Source organism: Dysgonomonas sp., from assembly GCF_035323175.1.
Classification (GTDB): domain Bacteria; phylum Bacteroidota; class Bacteroidia; order Bacteroidales; family Dysgonomonadaceae; genus Dysgonomonas.
This window is the reverse complement of sequence record NZ_DAOKYH010000006.1, coordinates 144,900-162,598: the sequence shown is the minus strand read 5'-3', so window position 1 is coordinate 162,598 and position 17,699 is coordinate 144,900. Positions and strand designations below refer to the sequence as shown.

At 38.3% G+C, this 17,699-nt stretch carries 14 protein-coding genes; 3 read left to right on the top strand and 11 right to left on the bottom strand.

Annotated features, from left to right (window positions below; translation table 11 throughout):
• Positions 1–9 precede the first annotated feature (9 nt).
• From PKC55_RS09555 to kdsB, 6 genes are all read right to left on the bottom strand, one after another.
• Complete coding sequence (locus tag PKC55_RS09555) at positions 10–1,137, bottom strand: NUDIX hydrolase (protein WP_135106720.1); 1,128 nt, start codon at positions 1,135–1,137, stop codon at positions 10–12.
• A 214-nt stretch (positions 1,138–1,351) separates the two neighbouring features.
• A complete protein-coding gene (locus PKC55_RS09550) occupies positions 1,352–1,825 on the bottom strand; it encodes a GtrA family protein (RefSeq protein WP_291130358.1) in 474 nt (157 codons plus the stop codon).
• Between the two features lie 28 nt (positions 1,826–1,853).
• Positions 1,854–3,623, bottom strand: a complete 1,770-nt coding sequence (locus tag PKC55_RS09545; protein WP_291130361.1) for an ArnT family glycosyltransferase — start codon at positions 3,621–3,623, stop codon at positions 1,854–1,856.
• A 204-nt stretch (positions 3,624–3,827) separates the two neighbouring features.
• Positions 3,828–8,075, bottom strand: coding sequence for an acyl-CoA dehydratase activase (locus tag PKC55_RS09540; protein ID WP_324372831.1), 4,248 nt, complete (start codon positions 8,073–8,075; stop codon positions 3,828–3,830).
• Between the two features lie 2 nt (positions 8,076–8,077).
• Positions 8,078–8,731, bottom strand: a complete 654-nt coding sequence (locus tag PKC55_RS09535; RefSeq protein WP_283685692.1) for a TetR/AcrR family transcriptional regulator — start codon at positions 8,729–8,731, stop codon at positions 8,078–8,080.
• A gap of 102 nt (positions 8,732–8,833) precedes the next feature.
• The gene (gene kdsB / locus PKC55_RS09530; protein ID WP_324372828.1) at positions 8,834–9,577 is read right to left on the bottom strand and encodes a 3-deoxy-manno-octulosonate cytidylyltransferase; all 744 of its coding nucleotides are present in this window, start codon (positions 9,575–9,577) and stop codon (positions 8,834–8,836) included.
• A 97-nt stretch (positions 9,578–9,674) separates the two neighbouring features.
• Here kdsB and PKC55_RS09525 point away from each other — a divergent pair, with 97 nt between their 5' ends.
• Both PKC55_RS09525 and PKC55_RS09520 read left to right on the top strand, forming a co-directional pair.
• The gene (locus PKC55_RS09525) at positions 9,675–10,046 is read left to right on the top strand and encodes a 2-amino-4-hydroxy-6-hydroxymethyldihydropteridine diphosphokinase (protein WP_291130375.1); all 372 of its coding nucleotides are present in this window, start codon (positions 9,675–9,677) and stop codon (positions 10,044–10,046) included.
• 144 nt (positions 10,047–10,190) lie between these two features.
• Positions 10,191–12,326 (top strand): GH92 family glycosyl hydrolase, encoded by a 2,136-nt coding sequence (locus PKC55_RS09520; protein WP_324372825.1) that lies wholly within the window; start codon positions 10,191–10,193, stop codon positions 12,324–12,326.
• Positions 12,327–12,368: 42 nt separating this feature from the next.
• Here the strand turns inward: PKC55_RS09520 and PKC55_RS09515 are convergent, their stop codons facing one another.
• The 5 genes from PKC55_RS09515 to PKC55_RS09495 form a co-directional block, all read right to left on the bottom strand.
• Positions 12,369–13,232, bottom strand: coding sequence for a beta-1,6-N-acetylglucosaminyltransferase (locus tag PKC55_RS09515; RefSeq protein WP_291124086.1), 864 nt, complete (start codon positions 13,230–13,232; stop codon positions 12,369–12,371).
• A gap of 91 nt (positions 13,233–13,323) precedes the next feature.
• The gene (locus PKC55_RS09510; protein WP_291124088.1) at positions 13,324–14,466 is read right to left on the bottom strand and encodes a porin; all 1,143 of its coding nucleotides are present in this window, start codon (positions 14,464–14,466) and stop codon (positions 13,324–13,326) included.
• A 98-nt stretch (positions 14,467–14,564) separates the two neighbouring features.
• Complete coding sequence (locus tag PKC55_RS09505; protein ID WP_291124090.1) at positions 14,565–15,218, bottom strand: SanA/YdcF family protein; 654 nt, start codon at positions 15,216–15,218, stop codon at positions 14,565–14,567.
• The gene (locus tag PKC55_RS09500; protein WP_291124092.1) at positions 15,218–16,084 is read right to left on the bottom strand and encodes a nucleoside phosphorylase; all 867 of its coding nucleotides are present in this window, start codon (positions 16,082–16,084) and stop codon (positions 15,218–15,220) included. The genes PKC55_RS09505 and PKC55_RS09500 overlap by 1 nt, the downstream gene beginning before the upstream one ends.
• A 253-nt stretch (positions 16,085–16,337) precedes the next feature.
• On the bottom strand, positions 16,338–16,685 hold the full coding sequence (locus tag PKC55_RS09495) for an MGMT family protein (RefSeq protein WP_291124094.1): 348 nt from the start codon (positions 16,683–16,685) through the stop codon (positions 16,338–16,340).
• Positions 16,686–16,826: 141 nt separating this feature from the next.
• Between PKC55_RS09495 and PKC55_RS09490 the strand changes: the two genes are divergently transcribed.
• On the top strand, positions 16,827–17,654 hold the full coding sequence (locus PKC55_RS09490; RefSeq protein ID WP_006841490.1) for a sugar phosphate isomerase/epimerase family protein: 828 nt from the start codon (positions 16,827–16,829) through the stop codon (positions 17,652–17,654).
• Positions 17,655–17,699: the final 45 nt, after the last annotated feature.

Below are 17,699 nucleotides of genomic sequence, written 5' to 3'. Positions count from 1 at the left end.
GAGAGTTTTTTATACTGATTGGCTCGCTTGATTCTCTGGAGATAGCAATACCATATTTTTAAGGTACTCAAATTCCAGTTCAAAACATTCACTAAAGATTTCATCGGCAAAACCCGCCTCTAATTGTTTTATAGTCCAGAACTTTCCATTCAATTTTCCGGTTCTCTTTATACTAAACTCATCGTCAACATTGGCTACAAACAAGAAATTCAAACGCTTTGTATCGTCATTCTCAAATACGTATTTGAGAACAAATTTCAAAGGAATATTTGTTTCTTCACCAAGCATTCGCCTTATACTGTTTCGTGCCGATAGGTTGATCTCATGATTAAAGAGCATATATTTTTCGAACGGATAATCCAGTTTCGAAGGGTTCAGCAAATCATTCTTGGGACGTTCCTGTAAATATATTTTCGATCCTGAAATGAGAGCTACCCGAACAACAGGATGCATAAATCGGTTCTTCATATTCAAGGATACGCTCTTGGCTATTTTACCTGTCACCTCCCCTTTCTCTGTAACGATAGGAATCCAATCTTCTTGTTTAAGTTTAGAGACCAAATTGCCTACTTTCACCGTTTGATATATTCCTATCAGAGAGATAATAAAGACCGGCGTAGCAACGAATATAACGATATCCGATGAGCGCAAAAAGTTATAATTAAAAGAGAACTGTCGATATAATAATATGGCAAAAATATGCAAAGTCAAGCCATACTGAACGAGTGTTGCACAACCATAAAACTCGCTCATGAGTGCCTTCTGAAGATGGTTTCTATGTCGAAAAAATCGTGTAGCAATATATGTCTTGCTTACTCTTAAAAGCATAAAGAGACATATTATTACAATTTCGCATATCACCAGATAGGTATTTAATTGCCAACTATATTTATGAGTTAGCAACCAGATAAACAAGGTAATAAAAATAGCTATTGCTGAAATATAGAACGTAATACTAAAGCCTCGGGTTTTGCAACACAGACGGACAAGAAACTCTCCAACTATAGCTGAGAAAAGACTGATAATTAGCGCTAATCCCTCTTCCACATTTGCTATATGAAGTATTACATATAAGAGAAATGGTAAAAGCCCGATTACCGGGTTGGACACATATTTTTTTATACCTTTGTTAAGCATTCCACATTAAAAATTCAAAAAAAAAATCTAGCTGAAATAAACAATAAACACTACTGAATATCCCTTCTTACCGGTAGTTCATTGTAAAATTTTAGAATACAAAATAAGTAAGGTTATCGTTATTCTTAATAGAACAATTAATATGGAATTTTGTTTTTAGTTGCTCGTGTAATTATTGCATTTATAATGTTAAAATATTACGTCTTACCTAGCCTCACTTTTGCTTGAAAGTAAAAAACTTATTGATTATAAATTGAATAGCAGCCACAATACATATAGCAAATGCTTTTGCCAACATATCATCCATCTTCATGACCCCAATAAACAATGTAAGCAACATGGAGCTTATAACCATGCCTACCAAAGCTATACCGGCAAAAGAAGTAAAGCGCTTCAGCTTGTTATCAGTTACCTTAAATGTAAAATAGCTGTTTAGTATAAAATTATTAATCACAGCCAGAGTGGAACTTATAATATTGGAAATAAGAATATCAAGCATCCCAACAGACATCTTTCCAGCTAAAAGAGTACTGATATGATTTGAAAAGGGGTAATGCACAGAATATTTAGTAACCAGTAAGTAGTAAATACCCATATCAATAACAAGTCCCACCACACCAACGAGACCATATTTTATCAATTGTTTTATCGAATCACTTTTAATCAGGTTACTAATTTGTTGCTTCATGTGTGTCTAATCGTTTGCTAAGGCTGAGTTAATTCCTCGATTTTATTCTATAAAATAACATCGAGGTTCTGTACTCGTTTAACTTATCACTTTTTTCTAAAAGTTCAAACTCGTATTTATTTCCATATTCTTGACGAATACTATCTGAATATTTCTCTAAGGTTACAAAATAACCTTCTTTTGGGGATTCTAAATCTATGTTCTTAAAGTTATTGTGCAGATAAAAATTTAACGCATAGAGATTGAAATACTTTTTCAGATTATTCGTAACGTATATCTCTCCATCGGGCTTATATTTCTCAGAAATCATTTCAGCAAATGGGCGAGCCGAATAAGTATCTTTAAAATTAGACAGTAAATAAGAATCCATGAAAACATTGATGGAGAACATAATTCCAAAACCTGCCATCAATATCTTTATATTGATTTTTTTGCGTAACAAATAAATGCTATTAATCGTAGCACATAGCAAAATCGAAATTCCAAATATGCCTAACCAACCTGGGGACTTGAACATGTCCGAGAAGATTTTGAAATCCTGAAGGGTTCTCTCTCTCTTAGAAAAATGTCCTGCAATAGATTCTATATCAATAATTCGTGTATATGTGAGTCCTATTATCAGAAGAGCGATAATTGAAATTCCTAACAGAATAGAGGTTGAAATACGAACCGCTTTCGGTTTTGCATCAACAAGATAGATAAAAAAGCGAGCGATAAATATTGCTATAAACGGATACACGGGCATTATATATACGCTCCTTTTCGACACAGGAATAGAATAGAACAATAGCGAAACAACAATAACTATAAGGCTATACAAAAGCGCTTTGTCCATAGTCATTATTTTACCGGCAATATTATTTATGATTTGTTTTACCGAGCCACTCATTCTTTTATACTTCAAGAAGAAAAGAGATATCACAAGCAAAATAGTCCAAGGTAAAAAGCCTGAAACCAGATATACGATGTAAATCCAAAACGGTCCTTCATGCCCCAGCTCATAGCTTGCATCCATATCAGCAGCCTTCAGATGAAGAAATCTGCCAAAATTCTCATAGAACACACGGTCGAAGAATGCCTCTCCTTTTACCTTATAAGCAGCATAATACCAAATCAGAGGTATAATAAACGCAGGGAGTGCAATCAAAATACATTTTACTGTTGCTTTGAAAAAGTTTTCTTTTTGGAACAACAAAAACACGCCGAATATCATGCATGGCAGTAAGACCCCTATAGGCCCCTTGGTGAGGGTAGCCATACTAAGAAGCAGCCAGATGGAAATAAGCTGATACGCCCGCCGCTTTTGATACCAAGCATACATTTGAATAATCGCTGCCACGAGGAGAAATGTAAGTACCATATCTACCCGAGTAGTCATGGCAGCCCTGTGTATTTCGAAGCAGGTAATCAAGATAAGACACGAAACAAAAGCCTCTATAACAGGCCTGCGACGAGCAAAAAACATAAAGCAGACCCCAATCATAGCAATAAATGCAATTGTAGATGGCAGACGCGATGTAAAAGGGGTAACTTCGCCATGCGTCAGAGCTAAAGAAAAGCCGGCTATAAGCCAATGATTAAATGGCGGTTTATATGCAAATTCATCTGCATAACTGGAAGGAATAACCCACTCTCCTTTCTCTATCATCGATACGGCCAATGCAGCCTCACGAGGTTCACCTTTGGTGTAAAAATCTCCTAATCCTATCCAAGGAAGAGTAGATAAGGTCGCTATAAGAAGAATCAGGAAGAGAGGTTTTTGCAAGTATAATGTTTGCAGAAAATGGGATTTCTTCATAGATAGTTATGACTGAATATTTCTGCAAATATAAGTTTTTATTTTTTTAATTACAGGTACTTGCTACAGTTATAATTTTGATATTGGACAAAATAGCATACTAAAATATTGTTTCTGAATAAAGAAAAATTTTAAGGTCTAGAACTATTTTCTCCGTTCAGAAACAACATATATGAATTTACGAAGCTGTGAGACAACTGGTCATCATATCATAAAATGCAGGCGATTTTGCAAGTTCACCTCTGCAATACCTCCATCGATATCCAGATACAAAATATTCATATTCGGATATATTTCCTTTATCCGTTTTTCTACCCCCTTGGCTACAATATGATTTGCAATACACCCGAACGGTTGCAGACAAACAACTTTATTTACACCCTTACGAGCATAATGAGCAATTTCTCCGGGGATAAGCCAACCTTCCCCAAACTGATTGGAGAGGTCTAAAACTTCTGAAGCTGCTTCCGCTTTCGCATAGATAGACTCTGAGGGCTCGTAAAATTTAAACTTGCTCAATATCATCTCCGACCTTTTCACTTTACTATTTATATACCACCAAATAAGGGGTTTTAGAGTCTTCGAAAAAATTGTTTCTTCACTAAGCCCATTTTCTACATTTACCTTACTGTTGACAAAAAACTGCATAAGGAAATCTAACAATGGAGGAGTAGAAACTTCTACATTACGAGACCGTAACCATTCCGATATATTTGACTGTGCATAATTATTGTACTTCACAAATATTTCTCCGATAAGTCCCACTTTAGAATATTCTTTATCGTATATAGGCACATTATTAAAATCCTCAACAGCCTCTTTCAGTAATCTATACAATGTTTTCGCATCCTTTGCCCGAACAGCATCAATGCCTCGTTCTATATAGAAATCAAATATCTGCTGCGACGACCCTTCCTTTTTTTCACGCACAGAAATAGCACTATGCATTTGTTGCAAGCCATCGCCATACAATACAATTGGAACTGCGATCTTTGCTATTTTTTTCCATTCCAACGTAAATTCACTCTCGTCATTCTGATACGTTTCTCCCGAACTGAGTGCTATTACAGGAATATCATTAAAGCCTGCATTTTGCAATCCGGCCTTGATCTGTGCTATATAATTTGTAGCACGGCATTGACCTCCTGTTTGTGTAATTGCCAGCACAATATCTTTCGCATCATGGTTCCCCGACTGGAGTGCATTGATAATATCTCCCAAAATGAGGGTAGACGGATAGCACACTTCATTGTTTCCATACATCAAACCAAGATCAGCAGATACTTTATTTGATTTAGGAAGATTCTCTACCTTCAACCCAAGAATTTCACCTAATGCCGGAGCAAATGGCGAGATAAAATCACAAAGCCAAGGAATAAGAACGGTTTTATTTTTGTCTTTCTCTTTTTTATATGGAGCAGAATAGCCTTTATATGAATCGCTTACTACCAGATCATAAGACTTTACAGCTTTGAGCGACTCTACCAATGAGCGCAAACGCAAACGAATAGAGCCCGGACTGGCTATCTCATCGATACGAAGAACGGTTATATTTTTGCCGGCAGCCTTCAATATATCTCGCGTCTCGTCCATAAAGAAGGAGTCGGGACCACAACCAAATGAGTTGAGCTGTACCAATTGTATATTTTGTGGCAACTTGGCTACTTCCATCGCTGCCTGTACGACACGGTTGGGGTAAGACCATTGCGAAATAATATTCAACTTACTAAAGCCTTGACTTTCGGGTTTGCGAAATACATCATCGGTGAGTACTATAACCCCGAGGTCTGAAAATATCTGACCTACCTTCTGATGAATCAATGGGTCTGTATGATATGGACGACCTGCAACGATAAATGTCAACTCCCCTGTCTCTAAGGCTTTATCCAACAACTCTTTCTGATAGCCATAAAGTTCTTGTTTTAAACTATCCTTTACAGCTAATGCTTGTTGGAATGCCTGATTAAAAACCTCTTTAGATACTCCCAAGCCCGAAAGATAGTTATAACAGCCTTTGGCCAAAGCCTTATCACTGCTGAATGTTATCACCGGCTCATCATAAGGGATACCGTGTCTGCCTGATGGATCTATAGAACTTTGTATAACGTCAGGATATCCACTAACTACAGGACAATTGAAAGAGTTAGACGATTGCCCGAATTCTTTTTCTTCTTTAGGTACAATCGGATAAAAAATCCTGTCTACCTTTTGCTCTATAAGAGCGAGTACATGTCCGTGTACAAGCTTGGCAGGAAAACAAATATTATCAGACATCACCCCTCCCACTCCTTTTTGATATAGCGGGAACGTTGATTCGGGAGATAATCTCACATTAAATCCACATGCTGTAAATAAAGTATGCCAGAATGGATAATTATCGAACATATTCAGCACACGAGGGATGCCTATCGTTTTTCCTTTTTCTATATTATCAGCTTTTACAGGACGATTGAAAAGGATTTCATTTTTCCTGTCAAAAGCATTATAGCCTTCCTTACGATCATTATTTTTATTATAGAAAACTTTCTCACATTTATTTCCGGCATAGCTGATATTCCCGTTGTTAAACTTGAATCGTAATACCGAGCATAGGTTTGTACAGCCTTTACAGGTCAACTCCTTAGAGTTAATTGTAGACAGATCAAACAAAGCCTCTTCTCCCGAGAAAGTTGTTGCGTTTTGGTTTTTCTCCCATAATCGTTGAGAATATAATGCGGCACCCAAAGCTCCCATCAATTCGGGATGATCGGTAGAACTCACAGTCTTACCCGACAGCATTTCTAATGCACGATAAACGGCATCGTTCCTGAATGTACCACCTTGTACAACGATATGGTCTCCAAGCTGTTTCAGGTTAGAGATTTTGAGAACCTTAAACAAACAGTTCTTAACCACAGAGTAAGCTAAACCTGCTGCAATATCATCATTTCCGGCATTCTCCCTTAAAGACTGCTTTACCTTTGAGTTCATAAACACCGTACAACGAGAACCCAAATCACTTGGATACTTAGCCAAACAAGCAGCATGAGCAAAATCAGAAAGTTCCATGCTCATTGTAGATGCAAAGTTTTGCAAGAAAGAACCACAACCCGCAGAGCAGGCTTCATTCAGCTCTATATTCGAAATCAACCCATTATTTATGAAGATTGACTTAATATCTTGCCCTCCTATGTCGAGCACAAACGATACATCGGGATCAACATATTGTGCTCCTGACAGGTGCGCTATGGTTTCTACAATTCCATAATCGAGCCCGAGAGCAGACTTCATCAAATCTTCTCCGTAGCCTGTGGCTGCTGATGAAAGGAATTTCACAGTTACATCTTTCTCTTGAGCCTCTTTATAGAATAAGGATAACCCCTCCATCACTTTTCTCAGAGGATTTCCTTCGTTATTACCGTAAAACTTATATATGATATTGGCATCTGTATCCATCACCACTACTTTGGATGTAGTAGATCCAGAATCTATACCCAAAAAACATTCTACATACTTTTCCTCACCCAGAGGTTTAAACTTAAGAGCTTTTACATTGCGGTTCGCATCCCACTCAATATATTCAAGTTCGTCTTTGAAAAGTGGTTCGAGTGCATCACTATGATTTGATGACGTAGATTCCGAAAGTTTATCCACCAGTTCGTGCAAATCAAACGTTTTTGCATCAGCTTCGTGATAAAGAGCAGAACCCCATGCAGGGAAGTACTCCCCATTCTCGGGAACAATTATATCTTCACTCTGTATTTTAAGAACCTCGCTAAAAGCATTTCGCAACGCAGGAATAAAAGTCAACGGTCCCCCGATACAAATTATCTTAGGGATAATCTCGCACCCACGTGCAAGGGTAGTAACCGATTGTAAGGCAACAGCATGAAGTATAGAAGCGGAGATATCCGCAACAGGGATATTCCGGCTAATAAGATTCTGCACGTCAGTCTTAGCAAACACACCACAACGCGAAGCTATCGGATATATTTTGTCAAAATCCAGCGCCGTTACCCCTAGCTCTTCGATGGTAATATTCATAAGACTTGCCATCTGATCTATAAAAGCACCTGTCCCTCCGGCACAACTCCCATTCATCCGTATATCAGGGTGACGACCCTCGCTGAAGAATACCATTTTAGCATCTTCTCCTCCCAAGTCGATTAATGTATGAGCAGCAGGGTAAACATTCTTTACCACCTCCACGGCAGCAACAACTTCCTGTACAAATGAAATACCGACACGTTCGCCAATACCCATTCCCGCTGATCCTGATATATTTATTGTAAACTTTGCTTGGGGATATACTTCAATCACCTTTTGCAGTTCGGCTATCAGAGTCTGCTGTATATTCGCCTGATGCCTACAGTATGATTTGTAAATAATTGTATTATTATCATCCAAAACTACAATCTTGACGGTTGTTGACCCAACATCAATTCCCATTTTATATTGTTGTTCCTTATTCATAATTATTGTGTTAATTTATTTCGTTTGATCTCATTATCGCACGGTTTTAGTGCGTTTATAGTAAATTCTATCACATATTTTTCATGATTGGCTATCAGCTCATTGTAAACGCCTGACGGAATCTCCATCAATGTTTTGGCCAGATTTCCAAACATAAAAGGGAACATGCATAAAGACAATATATTCAATAAGAAATCAGCTGCCGGCGTTTCTCTTATTGTTCCTTTCTCCACTTCTTCTGCTATACGCTTTTCTATTTTACTGAAAGAACTATAAGGATTTTTATTTTTTATACGCTGGGTAAGTCCCTCCGGATTGAGGCTCACTTCATTTAGAATAAATGCTGCAATTTCGGGATATTGGAAAAGAATTTCATAGTAAGTGTGTATCCATGTTTCGATTAACTCAAAAAATGGAAGATCGGAGGTTACAGTCTCGAATATTCTTTTAGTAAGCACATCCAATGCGTCTTCGAATATAATCTCAAATAAATTATATTTCGACTGAAAATAATAATTCACCATTGCCACATTCGTACCCGAAGCCTTAGCTATATCCCTGACACTGGTACCTTTGTAGCCATTTTTTATGAAAAGGATTTGTGCTTCACTCAGAATCCGTTTCCTTACTTCCGAAGAATCTTCATTATTAAACATGTGTTCTAAACGATTGTTTAAGAAGCAAAAATAAAAAATAAAATCAACTTAAACAAGGGTTTAGCTCATAAACAGAAATCTATATTGTTGTTTAAGGCTTACTTATTTCAGCAGCTTTATCGCTCTTTCCATATCTTCGGGAGTATCGATGCCTATTGTTTCCACATCTGTATAACCCACTCGTATACGGTAGCCGTTTTCTATCCAACGGAGTTGCTCCAGCGATTCGGCTTTCTCGAGTGAAGATTGCGGCAGTTGAGTGATTTCTTTTAACACATCCACACGATAAGCATACATCCCTATATGCTTATAAAACATATGTTTATCAAGCCATTCTGTATGATGGGCATCTCGTATATATGGAACAATGGAACGACTAAAATAGATTGCTTCGTTCTCCTTATTTATAACTACCTTTGGAGAATTAGGATTGAACAAAACATCAAAGCCATCTTCTTTTTTGAAAGGTTTTACCAACGTTGCCAACTCCACATCTTTGCTATCAAAACACTCTTTCAGAGATTCGATTTGCTCGGGCTGAATGAACGGCTCATCCCCTTGCACATTGATAACCACATCAAAATCTTCCCCAATCTTAGAATAGGCTTCTTGAATACGGTCGGTTCCACTCCGATGCTCTGTTGAAGTCATAACAGCTTTCCCCCCGAACGCCTTTACAGTTTCGAAGATGCGGGAATCATCTGTTGCAACCCATACATCGTGAACCGCTCGCTTCACCTGTTCATATACACGTTGTATCATCGGTTTACCTCCCATATCCGCCAATGGCTTTCCGGGAAAACGAGTAGAGGCATATCGAGCCGGAATGATTGCTATAAACTTCATATTTTTACTATTATCCTACAAATGTATAAAAATGCCTCAGAAATAAAGTTTCGCCGTTCATCCTATTTCGAAAATGCAGCGTATATTTGCACCTATTATGAACAAAGCGCTTCTCTGCATAGGAACAAATGAAGATACAGAAACAAATTTAAGACTCTGTCATCAACTGCTCAACAGCTCTTTTGGAGAGATATCTTACTCCGACACTTCTGTCACTACTCCTTATGGAGCACACTATAAGAATGACTTCTTAAACCAACTGGCTGTTATATATACCGATCAAGACAAAGCGGAAGTCCACCTCCAACTTAAGTCTATAGAGCGACAAATGGGACGCCATCCTCAGGACAAAGAAAAAGGGATTGTAAAAATCGACATCGACCTTGTTATCTGGAATGACGAAGTTCTGAAGCCTGCCGATGTAAGTCGCAAGTACATTGTAGACCTACTACCCAGCTTAAAAAAATAAGCATCTGAGACAATCTAGTATACTTTTGTGACACACCTCCAATTTGTTCTTTAACAAATACATATAGATTATACAAACAAAGTATTTTTACATAAGGATTTTTTTATCCATAAAACATTTGTTATCACCATAATCTATTAACACATGAATAAATTCAATCTAATTATTATTAGTCTATTATTGGTTGCAACCGGTTGTGCCCAAAGACAACAAATAAGGTATACAGACTATGTAAACCCGTTTTTAGGAACAGCCACACTATGGGATAGTATCGACTTAGGCTACAAGCCAACTCGCAGAACCTGGGGAGCCGAAGTATTTCCCGGATCATCCCTTCCCAATGCAATGGTTCAGGTAAGCCCGGTAACATTGTTCAGAAGTGGCTCCGGTTACCAATATGAAGACACTGTTATATATGCCTTTACACATACCAACAAAGGTCATTGGAATCTTTGCCATATTCCGATTCTTCCTGCAACAGGGAATTTTACAGCAGATGATTATTGTTCGACATACAGTCACAACAACGAATCTGCCCATCCCGGCTATTATCAGGTTTTCCTCCAGCGATATGGGATAAATGCAGAAATGACATCAACCCTGCGCTGTGCATATCACAGGTTTACATTTGAAGCCGGAAAGGATAAAAAGCTGATACTAGACCTTTCTACATCAAACGAAAGGATTAAGGATTGGCAAATAACACAAGAAAGCGAAAACGTATTCTCAGGCTTTCAGGAGAATAGCGAAAAGATGTACTTCTACGCAGTTTCGAATCATGCAATAAAAAATATAGATTCGATAAGGAGTGAAAGCAAAAGCCTGTCAATAGTTAACTTTGCGAATAGCAAAGAACCTCTGGAATTAAAAATAGGATTCTCTTTTGTTAGTATCAAGAATGCAAAAGAAAACCTAGAAAAAGAAATAGGGAATAAAGACTTCGCCGAAATAAGGAATGAAGCTACAGAAACATGGGAAAACCTTTTATCAAAAATAAAAGTCTCGGGTGGCACTGAAAAGCAAAGATGGGTATTCTATTCCTCACTATATCGTTCCTTCTTATGGCCGGCACTAAGAAGTGATGCAAATGGAGAGTTTACCGATGCGAAAGGCGAAGTTGTAAACAAGGGCTTCCGCTATTATACCGATCCTTCGTTTTGGGACGACTATCGGAATAAACTTATCTTGCTCGGAATGATTTCGCCCAATGTTGCAGCAGATGTAATTAACTCCATCACCGACAAAGGAGAAAAGACAGGATTTATGCCTACGTTCTTTCATGGCGATCATGCCTCCACATTCGTTACTGGCTCTTATCTGAGAGGGCTAAGAGGATTTGATGTCAACAAAGCATATCATCTCATCCTGAAAAATGCCACAGTAGAAGGAGGTCGTCCTCATCTGATGGAATATATAGCAAAAGGATATATTTCTGAGATGGATATTAAAAATCCGAAGATAGAAACCGTAGCGAAAGCAGCTGTTACAAAAACGCTAGAATATGCCTACGACGACTACGCTGTTGCTCTATTAGCTAAAGAGTTGGGAGACGAGGAGAACTACAATATGCTAATGAAAAGAACCGGCAATTACAAGAACCTCTTCGACCCTTCCACCGAACTGATGAGAGGTCGACTCGAAAACGGTGAATGGGTTACCCCTTTCGACCCTGAATTCCCTTACTATGAATACCTGTATCGTGAAGCGAATGCCTGGCAATCATCTTTCTTTGCACCACAAGATACCAAAGGGTTGATAAATCTTTATAAAAGCAAAGATGACTTCGAAAAGAAAGTCGACTCTCTATTTACCATTCCATGGGGAGGATATGAGGCACATAACCTGTCGGGATTTATCGGACAATATTGCCACGGCAATCAACCCGATCATAGTTTCCCTTTCCTCTATTATTTTGTGGACAAACAAGAGAAATCACAAGTCATATTAGATAGCTGCCTCAATCACTTCTACGGAATGGGCAAACATCAACTGGCTCTTGCCGGAATGGACGATGCCGGAGAAATGTCTTCATGGTACGTATTTAACGCCATCGGGCTTTATACATATTCCCCTGCCGACCCTTCGTACATCATATCAGCTCCTCTTTTCGACAAGATAGAATTCACGTTCGGTGATGGCACTCAGTTTTCTATAAGCAAGAGAAACTCAGGCAAGAAAATTACTGATATTACTTACGGAGGTAAGAAAGTTGATGGTTACTTTATATCACATAGCGATTTGAAGAAAGGGAAAGAACTGGTAATTACCACCAATCAATAACGACTTAGATTATATATATTTTTAGAAGAGGATTCTGCTGGACTAATCTTGTTTCCAAAGTGCGGTACGAATCCTCTCTATAATGCTTTCACTATCATCATTAAACTTACGAGCAAAATAAGGGAATCGCCGCCCAAACTCATCATTGAATTCCATGCGAGTTTCTAACAGATCAATATGACGCTGCTCTATTATAGCAGGAGGATTAGGTACATCCCAATCGGTATATGTAAGGTTTGCATGTGTTCTATCTCTATAGCGAGAGTTACCTATAATTGTCTGGAAGAAAGCTTCATCCGGCACTAAGGTATGACTGAAAAAATCAAAATACCTTCTATCATCCTTTACGGTATTCAGAATATATCCCACGCATTCACGGGTAAGAGCAAACCATTGTGAACCGGCATATATCTTAAAAGGAGCTTTCCTTTTTATCTTCAGCTTTTTAAGCAACACCTCAATTAAGAACTTCGGATTGTAATGTTTCAGATTGCGCCGATTATAATCGAAGTAATAATACTCGTAACGTTCCGCAGGCTTGTAAGGCACAGGGAGAGGTGCAATATCTATATACTCTTTCCCCTTTTCTAATAGGTGATGCAAAAAAGCCTTCGAACGGATAGGATAATCTACACCACTAAGCAATATATAATAGTCGGCATCAGAGGAATGTTGCACTCCAAATTCCAAGAGAGCCAATGTGGCCTCTACCATAGAAATCCCTCCCCAGTTTATATCAATGGAGGTGGGAATAATTGTAGCGTTACTCTTTTTAGGAATATAGTCCTGCCCTGCCTTCTTGTCTAAATGAATATAGAAAGTGCTATCTGCATCATCCAAAGCATCAATCAAGCAATCTAAATGCCTGAAATTATTATGAGCTAATATAATGTAGCAGATCTTCATCAAACTATATTTTTTAATGATATCAATACAAATGTACTGAAAAAGGTTATTCCTTTCGAAATAACCTTTTTTATATTTCGTGAATGTCTGATCAAAATACAATCTGCATTTGCCCTAATACAGCATTCGAATTTTTCTCACCCCAACTCTTTGAATAATTTGAGTAAGTATAATTTATCTGAAAACGGCATGCTCCGTAAAAATAATAGTTCAAGCCCAGTGTATAATCAATCACCTCCTTGCTTGTATCTCTATTCTGATTCAGATAGTCTACCTTTGCAAAAGCATTGAACTTTTTAGGAACAAAATAATAGAGCCCCATTCCGTGAAGACCTTCTTTGCTGATACCTCCATCATTGCCTCTTATCCATTCGGCACGAGCATATACTCTCTCTGAACGATAATCGGAGCTTGCAATCCAACGGTTACGAACATGATCATTCTTTTCTGTTTCTCCGGGTTTTATATACTTAGCTTCTCCAAGATATACTCCTCCACCGATTCTAAAATTCTTTATGGGTTGAAGCATCAAGTTTGCAGCGAAGTCTTTTGAGTTATTATTTTCTGTGGTATTAATACCTGTCCCCTGAAACAAACCTACCTTATATTCGAGTAGGTCGTGCGTTTGCGTTTTTAACAAGTTTCCGTATGCCATCACACCGGCATCACGTCCTGTATTATTCTTATTATTTTGTTGTCTCTGTACATCATCGCCCATTCCGATAAGAGCAGAAATAGAACGAGTGTTGAAAACCCCTTCAATATCGGTTAATGATATTTGATTTTCGAGTGAAAGAGGCGTTTTCATCTGTCCTAGCCTGATATTAAACTCTTTAGCCGGAGTCCATTCTCCCCAAAATTCGTACGGCATTGGGTTAACAAACTCTGCCAAAATAAAATATTTCAGATTTTTGGTCAGTTCGCCACGCATCGATAAGAATATTACTCTCGGTTCAAAATCATGCTTAACATTCGCTACGTCGCTATATCTGTACATGAATAATCCATATCCTCCGAAACGCATGTATGGAGTATTAAAAGCCTGCCTGATTTTTTCGGTAGTACCGTTTCCCAATGCACTTTTAGCTGGTGCATTTCCTCGTATCGAGTCGGCTTCACTTTGAGTCAATATATTTTTCTCTACTAACTTTTTTAACAGTTCACTATTTGAGTCCTGAGCATACACAAGGGTACATGCTACACATAAAGAGAGCACGAATAAGAGCTTTTTCATTAATATAATTTATTATTGTTTAAATTAACCTTATTTAAAGAAGCGACAAAATTAGTGTTTCCATCTAATATCAGCAAGACCCTAATTCTTAAAAGATTTCAGATTTTAATCTTTTCTCCCAGATACTTTGGCTCTTTGCCTGTAGCGATATCCACAAAGACTTTTACCCTTGCAAACAACTCCCTTATTTTTGTTCTGTATGACGATCGGTTAAGCGATAAATCTTTTGCATTATATCCATAGGCTGTCATCCCGTAATTCTGAGCCAAAAACACAGCCCTTTCGTTATGAAACTCTTGCGACACGATAATAAACGAATCCTGTCCAAATATTTCATTCATCCTCACCACCGAATCGAGTGTGCGCAAGCCCGCATAATCGCAATGTATAATACTGTCGGGCACGCCGGCATCGACAAGAGCGGCACGCATATCGTCTGCCTCATTATAATCTTTGCGGCTATTGTCTCCGCTTACAACAAAGACCTGCACTTTACCGGCATCATATAATTCTTTCGCAGCCTGAATGCGGTAGGTGAAATATAAGTTGGGCCGATTGCCTATATTCTTAGCAGCACCCAAAACCAACGCCGCTTTCTGTGCGGGTATGCTATCTACTTCATTGTATACAAAACCTTTGGAATCGTGGGGAATCTTCCAGTTAGCAAAAAGGATTGCTAAAACAGATAAAATCAGTCCGATTGATAATACCCAAAACATCCGCTTGAGCCTCTTTTTTGTTTGTGCCTTCATTAAATACGCTCTAATACCTTCTTTATTAAATCTTCTATCGAACCCTTATAGTTTGAGTTTGATTCTCCTGCCAAACGATTGGCTATTATTGTGCATACAGTCATGGCCTTATGTCCCATCAACCGGCTCATTCCTGCCAACGGTGCGCTTTCCATCTCGTAGTTGGTAATCGAATCTTCACCAAACCTGAACAACTCTATTTTACTATTCAGATCGGGATTAGCCAACGGCATACGGACATATCGCCCCTGTGGCCCATAAAAGCCAATGGCAGATATGGTAACTCCTTTTATCATGTCATGCCCTATACGTTCTACCAATTCCTCATCGGCCTTTACAACATACGGAGCGCAGTGCTGGGGATTCCAGCCAACATGTATCTTAAAGGTATCCTCAAAGTCAGCCAATGTCACTTTATCACGATTTGCATAATAGTTGAGTACTCCGTCGAAACCGATCGACTTTGCTGCAACCACATACGAACCGATTGGGCAATGAGGCTGCAATCCTCCTGATGTTCCTACACGCACCATTGTGAGCTGTTTGAAGTCTTTCTTTACTTCACGTGTCTTGAAATCGACATTAGCCAACGCATCCAATTCTGTAATTACAATATCTATATTGTCGGGGCCGATACCATGCGAAAGCGCAGTAATGCGTTTCCCTTTATACGTTCCGGTAATCGTATGAAATTCCCGGCTTTGGATATCACATTCTATACTATCAAAAAAAGATGCGGTAAGGCTCACTCTGTCGGGGTCGCCCATCATTATTATTTTGTCCGATAATTGTTCCGGCTTTAGATGTAAGTGAAAAACACTGCCATCACTATTTATAATCAGTTCTGAATCGGGAATTATTCTCATATCGTTTATTTGTGTTTATTTACAAAGATATAAATTGTTTTACTTGGTTCTATTCTTTAGTTACTATTCATATAAAAAGTGACAAAATCCGAAAAGAACGAAACACTATATATCAATACTTTACAGCCAAAAGGTGACAAAAGTGACACTTTTTGAAATGTTTTTTGTTGTTACCTTTTTCTTTGATTTTGTATATCAGAGTCTACTCTATTAGATAATTTTATTCTTAGAAAGCGAATTGCTATAAAGGAATTTATTCGATAGTCAACTCTTCAGTAGGGTCCCAGAATACTTTCTTCCAATTGATGATTCTATCATTTACAACACCAACTCCTTCCTCTTCTAAGAGCTTCTGCATTTCGTTCGAGTTTCCGAATGCTTCTTTGGCCGAGAGTACTCCCTGACTATTTACTACCCTATGTGCCGGAATACCCGAAATGACAGAATTGCACTCTCCCATCAACCGACCTACCAAACGTGACATATTGGGATAGCCGATAGCCTTAGCAATTGCGCCATAACTTGTAGCCCGTCCGTACGGAATACTCCTCACAACGTCATACACTCCTCGTCTGAAATCTTCTTTATCCAAATGTGCCATTCTTCTTTTATTATAAGCTCTATTTTATAAAATATAAAGATATAAGCTTTAACTATAAGGATATATTATTCTATGAGAATTGTTATATTTGTACACCGTGATGATCTAAAATAAAAATCTAAATATCTAAAAAAGTAACCCATGAGTAAAACACTAAGATTATTTCTACTTTTAGTGTGCGCGCACACAACAATTCTTTTTGCCAATGAACCCGAGAAAACGCAACGAGATGATGGCGAATTATTTAAGGTAGCCATAGCCGGATATACATTTGTAAATTTCAATCTGGATGAGACCCTCAAAATGATGCAAGAGGTAGATGTTCACTATCTTTGTATCAAAGATTTCCATCTTCCGCTGAATAGCACAGACGAAGAAATTGCCGCATTCCATGCTAAACTGGCAAAGTATGATGTTACAGGTTATGCTGTAGGCCCTATCTACATGAAGACCAAAGAAGAAGTGGACAAAGCGTTTGATTATGCCAAACGTGTTGGCGTAAAACTTATCGTAGGTGTTCCCAATCATGAACTACTGCCTTATGTAGACAAGAAAGTAAAAGAATATGATTTCAAATATGCCATTCATCTTCATGGTCCCGACATCGAACTATATCCGCATGCAGCTGATATCTATGAACATGTAAAAGACCTAGACCCTCGTATCGGAATGTGTCTCGACATTGGTCATGATGCACGTGCAGGACATGATCCGATTGCCGACCTAAAAAAGTACAGCGACAGAGTGTTCGACATCCATATGAAGAATACAACCGCAGCAACTAAAGCCGGAAAGACAGGTGAAATCGGTCGGGGCATAATAGACATTCCTGCTTTTGTGAGAATGCTTCGCGAAGTGAAATACTCAGGAGCTTGCAGCCTCGAATACGAGCGAAATATGAAAGCCCCTTTAGCGGGAATAGCCGAATCTATAGGTTATTTCAGAGGTGTGATTGATGCAACGAAATAAGGAAAAAACTTATTTTTTATATAACAGGATAGGCAGCAAGAAATT

What these genes read in the sequence shown, in the direction of transcription:
- PKC55_RS09505 (WP_291124090.1), bottom strand. Translation starts at nt 15,218, where the DNA reads ATGAAGGCACAAACAAAAAAGAGGCTCAAGCGGATGTTTTGGGTATTA.
- PKC55_RS09525 (WP_291130375.1), top strand. Translation starts at nt 9,675, where the DNA reads ATGAACAAAGCGCTTCTCTGCATAGGAACAAATGAAGATACAGAAACA.
- PKC55_RS09540 (WP_324372831.1), bottom strand. Translation starts at nt 8,075, where the DNA reads ATGAATAAGGAACAACAATATAAAATGGGAATTGATGTTGGGTCAACA.
- PKC55_RS09555 (WP_135106720.1), bottom strand. Translation starts at nt 1,137, where the DNA reads ATGCTTAACAAAGGTATAAAAAAATATGTGTCCAACCCGGTAATCGGG.
- PKC55_RS09510 (WP_291124088.1), bottom strand. Translation starts at nt 14,466, where the DNA reads ATGAAAAAGCTCTTATTCGTGCTCTCTTTATGTGTAGCATGTACCCTT.
- PKC55_RS09500 (WP_291124092.1), bottom strand. Translation starts at nt 16,084, where the DNA reads ATGAGAATAATTCCCGATTCAGAACTGATTATAAATAGTGATGGCAGT.
- PKC55_RS09490 (WP_006841490.1), top strand. Translation starts at nt 16,827, where the DNA reads ATGAGTAAAACACTAAGATTATTTCTACTTTTAGTGTGCGCGCACACA.
- PKC55_RS09515 (WP_291124086.1), bottom strand. Translation starts at nt 13,232, where the DNA reads ATGAAGATCTGCTACATTATATTAGCTCATAATAATTTCAGGCATTTA.
- PKC55_RS09550 (WP_291130358.1), bottom strand. Translation starts at nt 1,825, where the DNA reads ATGAAGCAACAAATTAGTAACCTGATTAAAAGTGATTCGATAAAACAA.
- PKC55_RS09495 (WP_291124094.1), bottom strand. Translation starts at nt 16,685, where the DNA reads ATGGCACATTTGGATAAAGAAGATTTCAGACGAGGAGTGTATGACGTT.
- PKC55_RS09520 (WP_324372825.1), top strand. Translation starts at nt 10,191, where the DNA reads ATGAATAAATTCAATCTAATTATTATTAGTCTATTATTGGTTGCAACC.
- PKC55_RS09535 (WP_283685692.1), bottom strand. Translation starts at nt 8,731, where the DNA reads ATGTTTAATAATGAAGATTCTTCGGAAGTAAGGAAACGGATTCTGAGT.
- PKC55_RS09545 (WP_291130361.1), bottom strand. Translation starts at nt 3,623, where the DNA reads ATGAAGAAATCCCATTTTCTGCAAACATTATACTTGCAAAAACCTCTC.
- kdsB (WP_324372828.1), bottom strand. Translation starts at nt 9,577, where the DNA reads ATGAAGTTTATAGCAATCATTCCGGCTCGATATGCCTCTACTCGTTTT.